The organism is Streptomyces sp. NPDC031049, from assembly GCF_055571015.1.
The window spans coordinates 105,195-121,163 of record NZ_JBVIGC010000004.1; the positions used below are offsets into that span (position 1 = coordinate 105,195).

At 73.5% G+C, this 15,969-nt stretch carries 10 protein-coding genes and 1 tRNA gene; 1 reads left to right on the plus strand and 10 read right to left on the minus strand.

Annotation, left to right across the window (positions count from 1 at the left end):
* Positions 1 to 8: 8 nt before the first annotated feature.
* The gene (locus ACZ45Q_RS08270) at positions 9 to 1,409 is read right to left on the minus strand and encodes an amidase (RefSeq protein ID WP_468256730.1); all 1,401 of its coding nucleotides are present in this window, start codon (positions 1,407 to 1,409) and stop codon (positions 9 to 11) included.
* A complete protein-coding gene (locus ACZ45Q_RS08275) occupies positions 1,396 to 1,653 on the minus strand; it encodes a hypothetical protein (protein ID WP_468256733.1) in 258 nt (85 codons plus the stop codon). The genes ACZ45Q_RS08270 and ACZ45Q_RS08275 overlap by 14 nt, the downstream gene beginning before the upstream one ends.
* Positions 1,654 to 1,863: 210 nt before the next feature.
* Between ACZ45Q_RS08275 and ACZ45Q_RS08280 the strand changes: the two genes are divergently transcribed.
* Complete coding sequence (locus tag ACZ45Q_RS08280; RefSeq protein WP_468256736.1) at positions 1,864 to 2,787, plus strand: MBL fold metallo-hydrolase; 924 nt, start codon at positions 1,864 to 1,866, stop codon at positions 2,785 to 2,787.
* 99 nt (positions 2,788 to 2,886) lie between these two features.
* Here the strand turns inward: ACZ45Q_RS08280 and ACZ45Q_RS08285 are convergent.
* The 8 genes from ACZ45Q_RS08285 to ACZ45Q_RS08320 all read right to left on the minus strand — a co-directional run bounded on the left by ACZ45Q_RS08285 (position 2,887) and on the right by ACZ45Q_RS08320 (position 15,900).
* A tRNA-Thr gene (locus ACZ45Q_RS08285) sits at positions 2,887 to 2,963 on the minus strand.
* 119 nt (positions 2,964 to 3,082) lie between these two features.
* Complete coding sequence (locus tag ACZ45Q_RS08290; RefSeq protein WP_468256739.1) at positions 3,083 to 4,681, minus strand: alpha/beta hydrolase; 1,599 nt, start codon at positions 4,679 to 4,681, stop codon at positions 3,083 to 3,085.
* Between the two features lie 129 nt (positions 4,682 to 4,810).
* Complete coding sequence (locus ACZ45Q_RS08295) at positions 4,811 to 6,016, minus strand: DNA polymerase III subunit delta' (RefSeq protein WP_468256742.1); 1,206 nt, start codon at positions 6,014 to 6,016, stop codon at positions 4,811 to 4,813.
* Positions 6,017 to 6,242: 226 nt separating this feature from the next.
* Positions 6,243 to 9,596: a dTMP kinase gene (gene tmk / locus ACZ45Q_RS08300; protein ID WP_468256745.1), complete on the minus strand. Its 3,354-nt coding sequence runs from the start codon at positions 9,594 to 9,596 to the stop codon at positions 6,243 to 6,245.
* A gap of 406 nt (positions 9,597 to 10,002) precedes the next feature.
* Entirely contained in the window at positions 10,003 to 12,852 is a 2,850-nt protein-coding gene (topA, locus tag ACZ45Q_RS08305; RefSeq protein ID WP_468256748.1) for a type I DNA topoisomerase, read from the minus strand.
* 272 nt (positions 12,853 to 13,124) lie between these two features.
* Positions 13,125 to 13,322 carry a hypothetical protein gene (locus tag ACZ45Q_RS08310; protein ID WP_468256750.1) on the minus strand — a complete coding sequence of 66 codons (198 nt, stop codon included), beginning with the start codon at positions 13,320 to 13,322 and terminating at the stop codon, positions 13,125 to 13,127.
* Positions 13,323 to 13,737: 415 nt separating this feature from the next.
* Entirely contained in the window at positions 13,738 to 15,258 is a 1,521-nt protein-coding gene (locus ACZ45Q_RS08315) for a DUF7059 domain-containing protein (RefSeq protein ID WP_468256753.1), read from the minus strand.
* 51 nt (positions 15,259 to 15,309) lie between these two features.
* Positions 15,310 to 15,900, minus strand: a complete 591-nt coding sequence (locus tag ACZ45Q_RS08320; protein ID WP_468256755.1) for a small secreted protein — start codon at positions 15,898 to 15,900, stop codon at positions 15,310 to 15,312.
* Between the last annotated feature and the right edge of the window lie 69 nt (positions 15,901 to 15,969).

Genomic DNA, 15,969 nt, shown 5'->3' on the forward strand with positions numbered 1-15,969 from the left:
CCCCCAGCTTAAAGCAACGAAATTGCTTCTAGCGGGGCGCGCGGCGAGCGGTGCTGCTCGTAGGCGTGACCGGCCCGCAGCAGGGTGGCCTCCCCGAAGGGCCGTCCGAGCAGCTGCATGCCGATCGGCATTCCCGCGCGGTCGCGGCCGACCGGCACGGTGAGCGACGGTACGCCGGTGATGTTGGCCGGGGCCGACAGACGTACGTAGGCGTCGGAGACGTCCTCCACGGTGCCGTCGGGCCAGGTGACCGTCTGCTGCCCGGCCGGCACCGCCGTGGCCGGAACCGTCGGCGCCGCGACGACGTCGACCTCCTCCAGCAGACGCGCCCACTCACGGCGCATCAGGGTCCGGGCGCGCTGGGCGCGCAAGTAGTCACCGGCGGGCATCAGTTCACCGGCCTCGAGAAGGACGCGCACGTCCGCCTGGTAGAGGTCGGGGATCGCACGCAGGGTCCGCTCGTGGTACGCGGTGGCCTCGGGGACCATCAGGCCCCACTGCGTCGCCCGCACGTAGCGGGTCATGGGGATCTCGACCTCGACGAGCCGTGCGCCGAGGCTCTCCAACTGGTCGATGGCGTGCCGGACGGCGGCTTCCACCTCCGGGTCGACGTGGTCGAAGTAGTAGGTGCGGGGCACGCCGACGCGCAGCCCGGCCAGGTCCGTACCGGCGTCCGGCCGGTAGTCCGTCGCGGGGGTGGCCGACGACGCGGGGTCGCGCGGGTCGTGTCCCGCCAGGACGGACAGGACCAGCGCGGCGTCCTCGACGGTGCGGGTGAGGGTGCCCACGTGGTCCAGCGACCAGGACAGCGAGGTCACGCCGTGGCGGGGGACGAGGCCGTAGGTGGGCTTGAGACCGACGACCCCGTTGAGCGCGGCGGGCACGCGGACCGATCCGCCGGTGTCGGTGCCCAGCGCGAAGGTCGCGGTCCCGGCCGCCACGGCGACGGCCGACCCGCCGCTCGATCCTCCGGCGACCCGTCCGGCGTCCCGGGCGTTGCGGGTCTGCGGCGTGGTCAGACCGTAGGCGAACTCGTGGGTGTGGGTCTTGCCGACCAGCACCGCGCCGCCCGCCGCCAGCCGCGCGGCGACGGTGCTGTCCGCCTCCGCGCGGTGACCGGCCCGCACCCGGGAGCTCGCGGTGGTGGCCACGCCGGCCACGTCGATCAGGTCCTTCAGCCCCATGGGGATCCCGTGCAGCGGGCCCCGGAAGCGGCCCAAGGCGGCTTCGCGCTCGGCTTCGAGGGCCGCCTGCCGCGCCCGGTCGGCCGTCACCGTGGCGTAGGCGCCCAGTCGGAGGTCAAGCCGCTCGATGCGGTCGAGTACGGAGTCCACCAGTTCGACGGGCGACAGCCGGCGGGCCCGGATGGCGTCCGCGGCGGCGGCGACAGTCAGGTCAGTCGGTTGCATCCCGCCGCTCCTCTCGCGTACGGCAGGAGGGGGCGGGCGCCGGCCTGTAGGCGGGTGCGGGCGGGGTGTCGCCGAAGTCCAGTTCCCGCAGGACCGAGACGACGGAGTGGATGTGCCGGGCGGTGGCGGCGACCTCGGCGTGGCGGGCGTCCTCCAGCGGCAGTCCCGCGCGAGCGGCCGAGCGGGCGGCTTCTTGCGGTGTGAGGGCGTCGGTTTCCCGTGGTGTGAGTTCCCTGGCGGACATGGCGTTCGTCCTCCCTGGTCGGGCCGGAGCGACGGGGCGGCTCCGAACACAAAAGCTAAGAGTTTGCTTTAACCGACCGTAGGACCTACGGTCCCTTAAAGCAAACTCATTGCTTTTACGAGAGCCCTGTCGGCTCCTGCGGGCATCCAGGCCTCCACGGACCCAAGAGACCGAGACAGCCGAGACAACAGAGACAAAGGAACCGGCGCCATGGCACCGAACTCCCCCTCCCACTCCCCCACCACCCCGGCCCCCTCCTGGACCGTGGGCGACGTCACCGTCCACCGCATCGACGAAACCCCGCTGCCGCCCGCGACCGGCCCATGGCTGCTGCCGGACGCCACCCCCGAGGTGGTGACCGCCCAGGACTGGCTGCACCCCCACTTCGCCGACCGCGAGGGCGTCCTGCACATCGACAGCCACAGCTTCGCGTTCACCGCCGGCGGGCTGCGCGTCCTCGTCGACACCGGCATCGGCAACGGCAAGGAGCGGTCCAACCCGGCCTGGCACGACCTGCGGACCGACTACCTGGAGCGTCTGACCGCCGCCGGTTTCCCCCCGGACTCCGTGGACTTGGTGATCCTCACCCACCTCCACGCCGACCACGTCGGCTGGAACACGCGCAAGGTGAACGGCGCCTGGGTCCCCACCTTCCCCCACGCCCGCCACCTCACCTCCCGTGCCGAGCGGGAGTTCTGGGCGGCGTACGACATGGAGGCGGCGCGCGCGCAGATGTTCCGCGACTCCGTGATCCCCCTGGAGGAGGCGGGGCTGCTCGACCTCGTCGACGTCCCGCCCGAAGGCATCGAACCCGCCCCCGGTCTGCGCCTGCTGCCCACGCCCGGCCACACCCCGGGCCACGTCGCCGTCGAGCTGACCAGCCGGGGCGAGACGGCGCTGATCACCGGCGACTGTATCCACCACCCGGTCCAGCTCGCCCACCCCGCCATCGGCGCCTGCGTCGACATCGACCCACAGCAGTCCCAGGCCTCACGCCGCGCACTGCTCGACCGCCTCGCCGACACCGACACCCTCGTCCTCGGCACCCACTTCGCCCCACCCACCGCCGGCCACGTGATCACCCACGGCGCCACCTACCGCCTGCTGCCCGCGCCGGCTGATCGGAGCGCGTGAGCCTCGACGCGGCGCAGGGGTGAGTTCTTCGCACCGCCGCCGTCGCACCAACTGAACGACGAAGGACCAGATAGGAACGTTCCTACCTGGTCCTTCGAATGGAGCCGCCTTCGGGATTCGAACCCGAGACCTACGCATTACGAGTGCGTTGCTCTGGCCATCTGAGCTAAGGCGGCGCGCCGTGCGCACCATGGTGCGATCAGCAACGTCGGTAAGTCTACACAGTTTCCAAGGGTGCTTCGTACCGGCCCCGGAGGGCGGGCCTGCGGGGCCGGTGGGTGCGGCGGCAGCCGGGCTACGAGCAGCGCTTTCCGTCCTCCGGTGCGGTGCCCCGCAGGAGGTAGGCGTTGATCGTGGAGTCGATGCAGTCGCTGCCCCGGCCGTAGGCGGTGTGGCCGTCGCCGTCGTAGGTGAGCAGCCGACCGGAGGCGAGCTGGCCGGCCAGGGCCTCGGCCCAGCGGTAGGGGGTCGCCGGGTCGCGGGTGGTGCCGACCACGACGATCGGGGTCGCCCCCTCCGCCGTGATGCGGTGCGGCTCGCCCGTGGCCCGCACCGGCCAGTACGCGCAGTTCAGCGAGGCCCACGCGAGGCCCTCGCCGAAGACCGGGGACGCCTTCTCGAACTCGGGCAGCGCCTTGCGCACCTCGTCCGGCGAGGAGAAGGCGGCGGGCAGGTCGAGGCAGTTCACGGCGGCGTTGGCGAACATCAGGTTGCTGTAGCCGCCGTCGGCGTCCCGCTCGTAGTAGCTGTCGGACAGCACCAGCAGGCCCGCGCCGTCCTTCTCCTTCATGGCCGCCGTCAGCGCCTCGCGCAGCTGCTGCCAGGCCGCCTCGTCGTACATCGCCGCGATCACGCCGGTCGTGGCCAGGGACTCGGTGAGCCTGCGGCCACCGGCGTCACCGGCCGGGAGCGGGGCGGCGTCCAGCCGGTCGAAGAACGCCTTCAGGTTCTCGCCCGCCTCGGCGGGCGTCGTGCCGCGGCCGCCCAGCGGGCAGCCGGCCTGCCGCACGCAGTCCTTCGCGAAGGACTGGAACGCCGTCTCGAAGCCGGCCGTCTGCTCCAGGTTCAGCCGGCGCGCCGGCAGCGACGGGTCCATCGCGCCGTCCAGCACGAGCCGGCCGGCCCGCTGGGGGAACAGTCCGGCGTACGTCGCCCCGAGGAACGTCCCGTACGACGCGCCCACGTACGTCAGCTTCTCGTCGCCCAGGACCGCCCGCAGGATGTCCATGTCCCGGGCCGCCTCGACCGTGGAGACATGGCTCAGCAGCCGTGGCGCGTCGTCCTCGCAGCCCTCGGCGAACCGCTTGTAGGCGGTGACGAGCGCGTCGGCCTCCCCGGCGTCGTCCGGTGTCGTGTCCGTCTGCGTGTACGCGTCCATCTCACGGCCGTCGAGGCACTCCACCGGCTCGCTGCGGGCCACACCGCGCGGGTCGACCGCCACCATGTCGTAGCGGGCGCGCACCTCCTCCGGGTAGCCGATGCCCGCGTACTGCTGGAGGTAGCCGATCGCCGAGCCGCCCGGTCCGCCCGGGTTCACCAGCAGCGAGCCCAGGCGCTCGCCCGGGCCGGTGGCCTTCTTGCGGGCCACGGCGAGCCGGACGTCCCCGTCGGCCGGCTTCGCGTAGTCGAGCGGCGCCTCGATGGTGGCGCACTGGAAGCCGGGGACACCGCAGTCGCGCCAGCTCAGCTCCTGCTCGTAGTACGGCGTCAGGGCCGCCGGCGTGGAGCGCGGCAGCGCGGCGAGGGCGCCGCCCTCCGGCGAGGAGGCCGCCGAGGTCGACGCGCCCCCGGAGGAGCAGGCGCCGACCAGCAGCGCGGCGGAGAGCAGGGCGAGGCCGGTACGGAGTGTGCGGAGGGCGGGGCGGAGAGTGCGGGGGGTGCGCCGTGTGTGCATTCAGCGAGCGTAACGCTCCGCGATGTACTGAATGCGCTGCGTGCCCTATGTGCCTCGTACGAGTTACCGCGTCGCCTCGGTGGCGCCGGTGCTCGTTCCGGCCGGGGAGGGCGGCGGGGCGCCCCCGGCTCAGCCCGCTCTCAGTGCCATCGTCATCGCCTCCACCGCCAGCAGTGGCGCCACGTTGCGGTCGAGGGCGTCCCGGCAGGCGGCGATCGCCTCGATGCGGCGCAGGGTGGCCTCCGGGGTGCTGCCGCGCGCGAGGCGGTCCAGCGCCTCCTGGGCGTCGGCGTTGGCGATGGCGACGCGGGAACCGAGCTGGAGGGCCAGGACGTCGCGGTAGAAGGCGGTGAGGTCGGTGAGGGCCAGGTCGAGGCTGTCGCGCTGGGTCCGCGTCCTGCGGCGCTTCTGCCGGTCCTCCAGCTCCTTGACCACGCCTGCCGTGCCGCGCGGCAGCCGGCCGCCCTGGGCCGCGCCCAGCGCCGCCTTCAGCTCCTCGGTCTCCTTGGCGTCCATCTCCTCGCCGAGCTGCTTGGCGTCCTCCGTCGCCGCGTCGACCAGTTCCTGGGCCGCCTTGAGGGCTCCGCCGATCTCCTCGACGCGGAGCGGCAGCCTGAGCACGGCCTCCCGGCGCCGGCGGGCGGCCGGGTCGGTGGCCAGCCGGCGGGCCCGGTCCACGTGTCCCTGTGTCGCGCGGGCCGCCGCGGCGGCGGCGTCCGGCTCGATGCCCTCGCGGCGGACGAGCATGTCGGCGACGGCCTCGACCGACGGCGTCCGCAGGTTCAGGTGGCGGCAGCGGGAGCGGATCGTGGGCAGCACGTCCTCGATCGAGGGGGCGCACAGCAGCCACACCGTGCGCGGGGCCGGCTCCTCGACGGCCTTGAGGACGGCGTTGGCGGACTTCTCGTTCAGCCGCTCGGCGTCCTCGACCAGGATGATCTGCCAGCGGCCGGTGGCGGGCGAGGTGAAGGACTTGCGGACGGTGTCCCGCATGTCGTCCGCGAGGATCTGCGTGCCGACCGCGACGACCGTCGTGACGTCCGCGTGGGTGCCGACCAGCGCCGTGTGGCAGCCGTCGCAGAAGCCGCAGCCGGGGGCGCCGCCGAGCGCCCGGTCGGGGCTCACACACTGCAACGCGGCGGCGAAGGCCCGCGCCGTCTGTGTCACTCCCGCGCCCGGCGGTCCGGTGAACAGCCAGGCGTGCGTCATCTTCGACGCCTCGGGCGGCGGGGCGTCCGCCGAGGCGGCCGTGACGAGGGCGTCGGCGTCCCGGGCAGCGGCGGCGAGCTGATCGCTCACCTTCTCCTGCCCGACCAGGTCGTCCCACACGGTCATGGGTCACGCCGTCCTTCCGTCACACTGCGTCGCGGCCTCCATTGTGCGGGCCGCCACTGACAACGAGCTCCGGCACCCGCGGGACGACACCGGAAGCGCCGCCCCGCTGAGGGGGCAGCGCCGGGAGCGCACGGGCCGTGGCGCCCGCCGGTCTGCAACGACCGGTCCACGACGACCGACCCGCGACAACCGGCCCGCAACGACCGGAAGCCCTCGGCAGTGCGGGTCAGCGGCTCCCGCCGCGGCCTCCTCGGCCACCCCGGCCGCCCCGGCCCCGGCGGCCCTCGTCGTCGCCGTCAGCGCCGTCGGCACCGTCGGTGACGCCGTCGCCGTCGGCGCCCTCGTCGTGCGGTCCCAGCAGTTCGTCCGCGAGCGTCGGCAGATCGTCCAGCGGCGTCTCCTCGGCCCAGTCCGACCGGCGCCGGCGGCGCGCCGTCCGCCCGGCGCCGCCCTCGGCCTCCTCCTGCGGGTCCACCTGGGGCAGCTCGCGGGTGCGGTCGTCCTCTTCCCGGAAGTATCCCGGCGGCACCCGGCCGGCGGGGTCGTCACCGCGGACGGGCGGCAGCACGGCCGTCTCCTCGGCCGGGCCCGGCGCCACGGGCGGCAGTACCGCCGTCTCGTCGGCCGCGCCCGGAGGCACCGGCGGCAGCACGGCCGTCTCGTCCGCCGCGCCCGGCACCGGCGGCTTCGGCAGCTCGGCGGTCACCTCGGCCTCGGACGGCCCCGGGCGCTCCCCGGCCGCCGCCGTGTCCGCCTCCGTGTCCGCCGCCGAGGGCTCGTCCCGCACCGGCCGCAGCACCGCCGTGTCCTCCACCGGGCCGCCCGAGGCGTTCGTCGGCGTGACCACGGGCGTCGGCACGGTCGCCGCGTCCGGCGGCGTCGCCGGCCGGGACGGCCGGGACGACCGGGACGACGGGGACGGCCTGGGGGCGTCCGCCGCGGGAGGAGCCGACTGCTTCGGGCCCGCCTCGGCCGCTGCCGCCGCCTGCTCCGCCGCCCGGCGTGCCTCCTCGGCACGCAGCAGGGCCTCCTCGGCCTTCCGCTGCTTCTCCAGCCGCAGCGCCTCGGCCTCGGCCCGCAGCCGCGCCTCCTCCTCGGCCTGCTTGCGGCGCCGCTCCTCCTCCGCCTTGCGCCGGGCCTCCTCCTCGGCGCGGGCCTTCTCCTCGGCGAGCAGCCGCTGCCGCTCCTCCTCCGCCTTCCGGCGTGCTTCCTCGGCCCGCCGCCTGGCCTCCTCGGCCTGCCGCTCGGCCTCGCGCCGCTGCGCCTCCTCCAGCTCGCGCCGCTTGCGCTCCTCCTCCTCGGCGCGCAGCCGCTCCAGCTGCTCCTGGCGCTCGCGCTCCAGGCGCTCCTCCTCGGCCTTGCGGGCGGCCTCTTCCTCCGCCTTGCGCCGGGCCTCCTCCTCGGCCTTGCGGCGCGCCTCCTCCCGGGCCTCGATCTCGGCCCGGGACAGCGGCAGCACCTGGTCGAGCCGGTGCCGTACGGCCGTGGTGACGGCCTCGGGCTCCTGGCCGGCGTCGACCACCAGATAGCGCCCGGGGTCGGCCGCGGCCAGCGTGAGGAATCCGGCCCGCACGCGCGCGTGGAACTCGGCGGGCTCCGACTCCAGCCGGTCCGGCGCCTCGGTGAACCGCTCGCGGGCGGTCTCCGGCGACACGTCCAGCAGGACGGTCAGATGGGGGACGAGCCCGTTCGTCGCCCAGCGGTTGATGCGGGCGATCTCGGTGGGCGACAGGTCGCGGCCGGCGCCCTGATAGGCCACCGAGGAGTCGATGTAGCGGTCGGAGATGACCACCGCGCCGCGCTCCAGCGCGGGCCGGACCACCGTGTCGACGTGCTCCGCGCGGTCGGCGGCGTACAGCAGGGCCTCCGCGCGGTGCGACAGGCCGGCGCTCGACACGTCCAGGAGGATCGACCGCAGGCGCTTGCCGACCGGCGTCGCGCCGGGCTCGCGCGTCAGCACGACCTCGTGGCCCTTGGCCCGGATCCACTCCGCGAGGGCCTCCGCCTGGGTGGACTTCCCGGCGCCGTCGCCACCCTCCAGGGCGATGAAGAAACCGTTCGACGCGGGGGCCGGCACCGGGTCGTCCCCGCCGAGCAGCGCGTCCCGCAGGTCGTGGCGCAGCGGCACCCCGGAGCGGTCGTCGACCTTGGCCAGCACCAGCGCCGCCACCGGCAGCAGCAGCGCGCCGATCAGCATGAGCGTGAACGCGGCGCCGCCGTGCGCGAAGACGAACTTGCCGTTCTCCAGCCGGTGCGGCCCGATGCCCGCGGCCACCAGGGGGGCGATCACCACACCGAGCGCCACGCAGACCCGCACGCACGCGTGCAGATGGTCCGTGGTCCGCGCCCGGCGGTGGTCCTCGGTCTCCAGGTCGAGCAGGGTGTGCCCGGTGTTGGCGGCGACGCCCGCGCCGACGCCGGCCAGGGCCAGGATCAGCAGCACGCTGGTGTCGTCCGGCACCAGACCGGCGGCCAGCAGGGCGAGGCCCGCGAAGGCGATCGCCAGGGCAAGCAGCCTGCGGCGGGACAGGGACGGCAGCAGGGCGGGGGCCGTACGGATACCGACGACGACACCGCCGGTCAGCGCGCCTGCCATCAGCCCGAACAGCACCGGGCCGCCGCCCAGGTCCTTGGCGTGCAGCACCGCCACCGCGACCGCGGCCGACACCGCGCAGGCGACGGACGCGCCGGCGAGCACCAGCAGCGTCATCGCTCCGGTGCGGCCCTTCTCGGCGCCGGCGGCGGTCTTCGGACGGCGCAGCCCTTCCAGGGGGGACCGGGGGCGCGGGGTGCGCGTCGCGGGCAGCTCCAGGAAGGTCACCACGGACAGGGACGCGGCGAACAGTCCGGCCGCGACATAGGACGCGAGGGCCGCCTGGTGCTCCGCGAACCAGTCGATGCCCGCGCCCAGCAGGTTGTTCAGCAGCCCGGCGGCGACGAGCGTGACCGCCGCGAGCGGGACGGCCACGAAGGCCGTCCGCAGCGACAGGCGGCGCAGCGCGTCCATGTGGTCCGGCAGCGGGCGCACGCTCGCGCCCTCCGGGGGCGGGGCGGGCAGCAGCGCGGGGGCGGCGCCTTCCCGGCAGACGGTCCAGAAGCGCTCGGCGACGCCGGTGACGAAGACGGTCACCAGCAGGACGGCGAGGGCGTCGTCCGGCGTCCAGTCGATCCACAGGGGGGCCACGATCAGCAGCGCGGCCCGCAGCCCGTCCGCGCCGACCATGGTCCAGCGGCGGTCCAGGGGGCCGTCCTGTGAGGTGAGTGAGGTGAGCGGGCCGAGGAGGACGGCGCCGAAGAGCAGCGTCGCCAGGATGCGTACGCCGAAAACGGTCGCCACTGCGAACGCCGCGCCGCGGTAGCCCCCGCCGAACGAGCCGGCCGCGATGGCGGCCTGAAGGGACAGGACGACCAGGACCAGGAGGGCGAGCGTGTCGCCGATGCCGCCCACGAGTTGCGCGCTCCACAGCCGTTTCAGCTGGGGCTGGCGCAGCAGGGCGCGGACGGCGCGCTCGCGGGAGTCCGCGACCAGGGCGTCGTCAGGGGCCGGGTGAGGGGCCGTTGGCTGCTCGGCTCGCGTCATGCGTTCAGCCTATCGGGACGCGCCGACACTCCCGCCTGGATGCCCGAACGTACGCGCGCCCCGGCACCGGATCGGTGCCGGGGCGTTCGCTGTGCGAACAACGGCGCCCGCGCGGCGGTACCTGAGCCGGGCTCAGCCCTCGGTCAGCCACCGCTCGTACCGCGCACGAGCGGGCGCCCGTCCGGCCACCGATACGCCCTCGCCCGGCCGTCCGGCCGTCCGGCCACCACGCGCTCACCGCTCAGCGGTCGCGCACTCACGGCTCAGCCACCGCCCGGTGAGCAGCCGGCTCCCCGGTCGGCCGCCGGCGCGGCGACCAGCTCGCTCACCGCTCAGCCACCGCCCGGCGGCCAGCCGCTCACCTCAGCCACCGCCGGGTGAGCCGCTCGCCCCCGGCCGGTCCCGCTCAGTCCTCCGACGCCGTCTTCGACGCGGTGGCCTTCTTCGCGGCGGCCGTGGTCTTGGCCGTCGTCTTCTTGGCGGCCGTCTTCTTCGTGGCCGTCGTCTTCTTCGCCGCGGTGGTCTTCTTGGCCGCGGCCTTCTTCGCCGGGGCCTTCTTCGCGGTCTTCTTGGCGGCCGACTTCTTCGCCGTCTTCTTGGCGGGCCCCTTGGCCCGCTTCTCCGCGAGCAGCTCGAAGCCGCGCTCCGGCGTGATCGTCTCGACGCTGTCGCCCGAGCGCAGGGTCGCGTTGGTCTCGCCGTCGGTGACGTACGGGCCGAAGCGGCCGTCCTTGACCACGACCGGCTTCTCGCTGACCGGGTCCGTGCCCAGTTCCTTCAGCGGCGGCTTGGCCGCGGCCCGACCGCGCTGCTTGGGCTGGGCGTAGATCGCCAGCGCCTCCTCCAGCGTGATCGTGAAGATCTGCTCCTCGGACTGGAGGGACCGCGAGTCCGTGCCCTTCTTCAGGTACGGGCCGTAGCGGCCGTTCTGCGCGGTGATCTCGACGCCCTCGGGGTCGGTGCCGACGACGCGCGGCAGCGACATCAGCCGCAGGGCGTCCTCCAGCGTCACCGTGTCCAGCGCCATCGACTTGAACAGCGAGGCCGTCCGCGGCTTCACGGCGTTCTTGCCGGTCTTGGGGGTGCCCTCGGGGAGCACCTCGGTGACGTACGGGCCGTAGCGGCCGTCCTTGGCGACGATCGTGTGGCCGGTGGCCGGATCGGTGCCCAGCTCGAAGTCGCCGCTCGGCTTGGCGAGCAGTTCCTCGGCCAGCTCGACGGTCAGCTCGTCGGGCGCGAGGTCGTCCGGGATGTCCGCGCGCTGGTGCTGCTCGGTGTCCTTCTCGCCGCGCTCGATGTACGGGCCGTAGCGGCCGACGCGGAGCACGATGTCGTTGCCGACGGGGAAGGAGGAGACCTCGCGGGCGTCGATCGCGCCCAGGTCGGTCACCAGTTCCTTGAGGCCGCCGAGGTGGTCGCCGTCGCCGTTGCCGGCGTCGGCCGCGTCGCCGTTGCTCGTGCCCTCGCCGAAGTAGAACCGCTTCAGCCACGGCACGGCCTGTGCCTCGCCGCGCGCGATACGGTCGAGGTCGTCCTCCATCTTGGCGGTGAAGTCGTAGTCGACGAGCCGGCCGAAGTGCTTCTCCAGGAGGTTGACCACGGCGAAGGACAGGAAGGACGGGACGAGCGCGGTGCCCTTCTTGAAGACGTAGCCGCGGTCGAGGATCGTGCCGATGATCGACGCGTACGTCGACGGGCGGCCGATCTCGCGCTCCTCCAGCTCCTTGACCAGCGACGCCTCGGTGTAGCGGGCCGGGGGCTTGGTGGCGTGGCCGTCCACCGAGATCTCCTCGGCGGTGAGCCCGTCGCCCTCGGCGACCTGCGGCAGCCGGCGCTCGCGGTCGTCCAGCTCGGCGTTCGGGTCGTCGGCGCCCTCGACGTATGCCTTGAGGAAGCCGTGGAAGGTGATGGTCTTGCCGGACGCGCTGAACTCGACGTCCCGGCCGTCGGACGCCGTGCCGCCGATCTTGACGGTGACGCTGTTGCCGGTCGCGTCCTTCATCTGGGAGGCGACGGTCCGCTTCCAGATCAGCTCGTACAGCTTGAACTGGTCGCCGGTCAGACCGGTCTCCGCCGGGGTGCGGAAGCGGTCGCCGGAGGGGCGGATCGCCTCGTGCGCCTCCTGGGCGTTCTTGACCTTTCCGGCGTACGTCCGCGGCTGGGCCGGCAGGTAGTCGGCGCCGTACAGCTGCGTGACCTGGGCGCGGGCGGCGGCCACGGCCGTGTCGCTCAGCGTCGTGGAGTCCGTACGCATGTACGTGATGTAGCCGTTCTCGTACAGCTTCTGGGCGATCTGCATGGTCGCCTTCGCGCCGAAGCCCAGCTTCCGCGACGCCTCCTGCTGGAGCGTCGTCGTGCGGAAGGGGGCGTACGGAGAGCGGCGGTACGGCTTGGACTCGACGGAGCGGACGGCGAACCGCGTGTTCTCCAGGGCGGCGGCGAGCGCGCGGGCGTTCGCCTCGTCGAGGTGGAGCGTGTTCGCGCTCTTCAGCTGCCCCAGGGAGTCGAAGTCACGGCCCTGCGCGACACGCCGGCCGTCGACCGTCTGGAGACGGGCGACCAGCGAGGACGGGTCGGAGGTGTCGCCGGCGCGGCCGGTGGCGAAGGTGCCGGTCAGGTCCCAGTACTCGGCGGAGCGGAACGCCATGCGCTCGCGCTCCCGCTCCACCACGAGCCGGGTGGCGACGGACTGGACGCGGCCGGCCGACAGGCGCGGCATGACCTTCTTCCACAGGACCGGCGAGACCTCGTAGCCGTAGAGGCGGTCGAGGATGCGGCGGGTCTCCTGCGCGTCGACGAGCTTCTGGTTGAGCTGGCGCGGGTTGGCGACGGCCTCGCGGATCGCGTCCTTGGTGATCTCGTGGAACACCATCCGCTTGACCGGGATCTTCGGCTTGAGGACCTCCTGGAGATGCCAGGCGATCGCCTCGCCCTCCCGGTCCTCATCGGTGGCCAGGAAGAGTTCGTCGGACTCCTTCAGCAGGTCCTTGAGCTTCTTGACCTGGGCCTTCTTGTCGGCGTTGACCACATAGATCGGCTGGAAGTCGTGTTCGACGTCCACACCGAGGCGGCGCACCTCGCCGGTGTACTTCTCGGGCACCTCGGCGGCGCCGTTGGGGAGGTCGCGGATGTGCCCGACGCTCGCCTCGACGACGTATCCGGGGCCGAGGTAGCCCTTGATCGTCTTCGCCTTGGCAGGCGACTCGACGATGACGAGTCGGCGGCCGCCCTTCGCGGTCTCGCTGGTCGGGGACAACTTCGCTCTTCTCTCCGGTCGACGCTGGCGCCTGACCCAGGCGTGGGTCCCGGGGTCGGGTCTGCTTCCTTGTTCGCTCGTGACGCTGCGGAGTGTGACGGTACCTCCCGCCCCCGTGTCAAACGGGAAAAGTCCGCAAGGGCCACTCGAACGGTAACCCGACGAACCCGGTTCCTGCCGCCCGGAGTGCCCAGCGGCTTGTTCGACCGTATCCGGAGCACGAGCCCCCGGTTACCCGGTCCAGGGCTCGGCGGGCGTCCGGAAGGCGCCTCTCAGACGCGGGTCAGACACCAGGCGCCGAGGGCGAGGGCGGCCACGCCGGCGACGCTCGCGAAGGTCGCCGATGCGACCTGGTTCACACCCTGGGCGACCGGTCGGCGGTGGCGCACCCGGGCCGCGGTCCACACCAGCAGACCCGCTCCGAACAGGGCGAACACCATTCCCGCGAAGATCGCCGGTCCGCGCTCCATGGTTTCGGGTGCTCCTCTTCTCCGCCCCTGTGTGCCCAGCCTCCGGAGACTGGCACACGCGGGCGGCGACGAGGCGAATCCCGGGTGAACGGCGAGCCGCCGGTACCTGGCGTGACTCGTTCACCCGGGGTGGTGTGGCGCGTTTCGCATGGTGGCATGGCCGCTCATCCCGTGGGCCCCGCTTACCCCGTGGACCCCGCTCACCCCAGTGACCCCGCTCACCCCGTGGGCCGGGCCGCCGGCCCGGGGAGTGAGGTGGCCCGCTCCCCGGGTCCGGGCCGCGTCCCTGTGATCCGTAACGCACCCGACTCGCCCGAGGGCTCGCTCATCGGCTCACCACGGGCCGCCACCGCGCGCTCACCGCAGCCCGGCCACCGCCCGCTCACCGCAGCCCGGCCACCGCCCGCTCATCGGCTCACCGCGCCGGTTCGAGGAACCCCTGCTCGACCAGCAGGCGGATCTGCGCGGGCGTGCGGTCGCGCAGCAGGACCGGGTCCTCGCCGACCAGCTGGGCGATGGCGTCCAGGATGCGGCCGGCGGTCATGGTGCCGTCGCAGACACCCGCGAAGCCCGCGCCGATCGTGTCGACCTTGGTGGCCCGGCGCATGCCGCGGTTCTGCCGCAGGACGACGTGCTGCGGGTCCTCGGCGCCGGGCAGCCCGACCTGCTCCTGGACCACCTCGTCGGCCAGCGTGAAACGGGCTTCGAGCAGCGCGGCGTCGTCATGGGCGCGCAGGTAGTCGAGCCGGTCGAAGTGGGCGCGGACGGTCTCGCCGAGCGGCTGCTCGACCGGGTGCGGCCACTCCTCGACCGTGAGGGAGGGCTCGGCGGCGTCCGTGCGGCGCAGCGTGATCCAGCCGAAGCCGACCGCCTTGACCTTGCGGGCCTCGAACTCCTCCAGCCACGCGTCGTACCGCGCCTGGTAGCGCGCCGCGTCGTCCCGGTGGTCCCCGGCGTCCCGCAGCCACAGCTCGGCGTACTGCGTGACGTCCTGCATCTCGCGCTGGACGATCCACGCGTCGCAGCCGCGCGGCACCCAGGAGCGGAGCCGGTCCGTCCATTCCTCCCCCTCCACGTGCTGCCAGTTGGCGAGGAACTGTGCGAACCCGCCCTCGGTCAGCCGGTCCCCCGCCTGCTGAACGAGCGTGCGGCACAGATCGTCCCCGCCCATCCCGCCGTCCCGGTAGGTCAGGCGGGCGCCGGGGGAGATCACGAACGGCGGGTTGGAGACGATCAGGTCGTACCGCTCGTCCTCGCGGACCGGCGTGAACAGCGATCCCTCGCGCAGGTCGGCGGCCGGAGCCCCGGACAGCGCGAGGGTGAGCGCGGTGATGCTCAGCGCGCGCGGATTGACGTCGGTGGCCGTCACGCGCGTGGCGTGCGTCGCGGCGTGCAGGGCCTGGATGCCGGAGCCGGTGCCGAGGTCGAGGGCGGCGGAGACGGGCGTACGGACGGTGATGCCGGCGAGGGTGGTGGAGGCGCCGCCGACGCCGAGGACGACGCCCTCGGCGCGGTTGCCGATGCCTCCCGCGCCGCCCACCGCGCAGCCCAGGTCGGAGACGATGAACCAGTCCTCGCCGCTGGGCCCGCCGTACGGCCGTACGTCCACGGTGGCGGCCACCTCGCCGTCCCCGGTGGTCACCAGCCACCCGCTCTCCAGGCACTCCTGGACGGGCAGTACGTCCGCCACGCGCGCGTGGGGCACCGGTTGCTGGAGCAGGAAGAGCCGGACGAGCAGCTCCAGCGGCGTGTCGCCGCGGGTGGCGCGGAGCGCGGGCACGGTCTCGCTGCGGGACAGTGCCGCGTAGGCGGGAGCGCCGAGCAGCTCCAGCAGGCCGTCGGCGGTGAAGGAGGCCCCGAGCAGGGCGTCGCGCAGCCGTGCGGCGACGTCGGGGCGGTCGGTGGCGGGCAGGGCGGAGAAGCCGGCGTTACTCACGTCCCCATTGTGACCCCGCGCCCCGCCCGGGGGCTCACGTCGGTCGGCGCGTCAGCTCGTCGTGGCCGACGCCGAGGAGGTGGCCGACTTGCAGGCGGGCTGCTTGGCCATCGCCTGGCCGACCTCGCCCTCCTCCAGGGTCTTCAGGGCGTTGTTGCCGGTCCTGCCGAGCTTGTCCAGCTCGGTGGCGATGTCCTTCAGGCCGTCGGCGAACTTCGCCTGGTCCTTGGTCTCCAGGGCCTCCACCTGCTTCTTCAGGTCGGCGTAGGAGGCGGACAGGCCGTTGAGCTCCGCGACCGCGTCCTTCTGCTTCTTCTCGCCGTTCTCGACGTCGGGGGCCCCGGCCTTCTGCACGGCGGCGCCCATCGCCTTGTAGGCGTCGGACATGTCCTGGAAGGCCTTGGCATCGGTCTTCTGGACCTCCTCGGGCGTGCTGTTGTCCGAGGTCTCCTTCTGGATCGCGGCGTTGGCGGAGGCGATCTTCCGCGCCTGCGGCTGCACCGAGTCGCACACGTCCTTGGCCCAGGAGTTCAGCTTTTCGCTGCTGTCGTCGCTGCCGCATCCCGTCAGCGCCAGTACCAGTACCGCACCGCCGGACAGTGCGGCCGCGAGCTTCTTGTTCACCGGTTTGGTCCCTTCCATGGCTTCCGGCCCCGGAACATACACGCCATCTGGGCGACAACCGTGTGACGAGCGCCCTTTATGACCGTA

Excerpts from the sequence above, each read along its gene's own strand:
- ACZ45Q_RS08275 (WP_468256733.1), bottom strand. The coding sequence starts at position 1,653 with ATGTCCGCCAGGGAACTCACACCACGGGAAACCGACGCCCTCACACCG.
- ACZ45Q_RS08295 (WP_468256742.1), bottom strand. The coding sequence starts at position 6,016 with ATGACCGTGTGGGACGACCTGGTCGGGCAGGAGAAGGTGAGCGATCAG.
- ACZ45Q_RS08290 (WP_468256739.1), bottom strand. The coding sequence starts at position 4,681 with ATGCACACACGGCGCACCCCCCGCACTCTCCGCCCCGCCCTCCGCACA.
- ACZ45Q_RS08280 (WP_468256736.1), top strand. The coding sequence starts at position 1,864 with ATGGCACCGAACTCCCCCTCCCACTCCCCCACCACCCCGGCCCCCTCC.
- ACZ45Q_RS08310 (WP_468256750.1), bottom strand. The coding sequence starts at position 13,322 with ATGGAGCGCGGACCGGCGATCTTCGCGGGAATGGTGTTCGCCCTGTTC.
- ACZ45Q_RS08270 (WP_468256730.1), bottom strand. The coding sequence starts at position 1,409 with ATGCAACCGACTGACCTGACTGTCGCCGCCGCCGCGGACGCCATCCGG.
- tmk (WP_468256745.1), bottom strand. The coding sequence starts at position 9,596 with ATGACGCGAGCCGAGCAGCCAACGGCCCCTCACCCGGCCCCTGACGAC.
- ACZ45Q_RS08320 (WP_468256755.1), bottom strand. The coding sequence starts at position 15,900 with ATGGAAGGGACCAAACCGGTGAACAAGAAGCTCGCGGCCGCACTGTCC.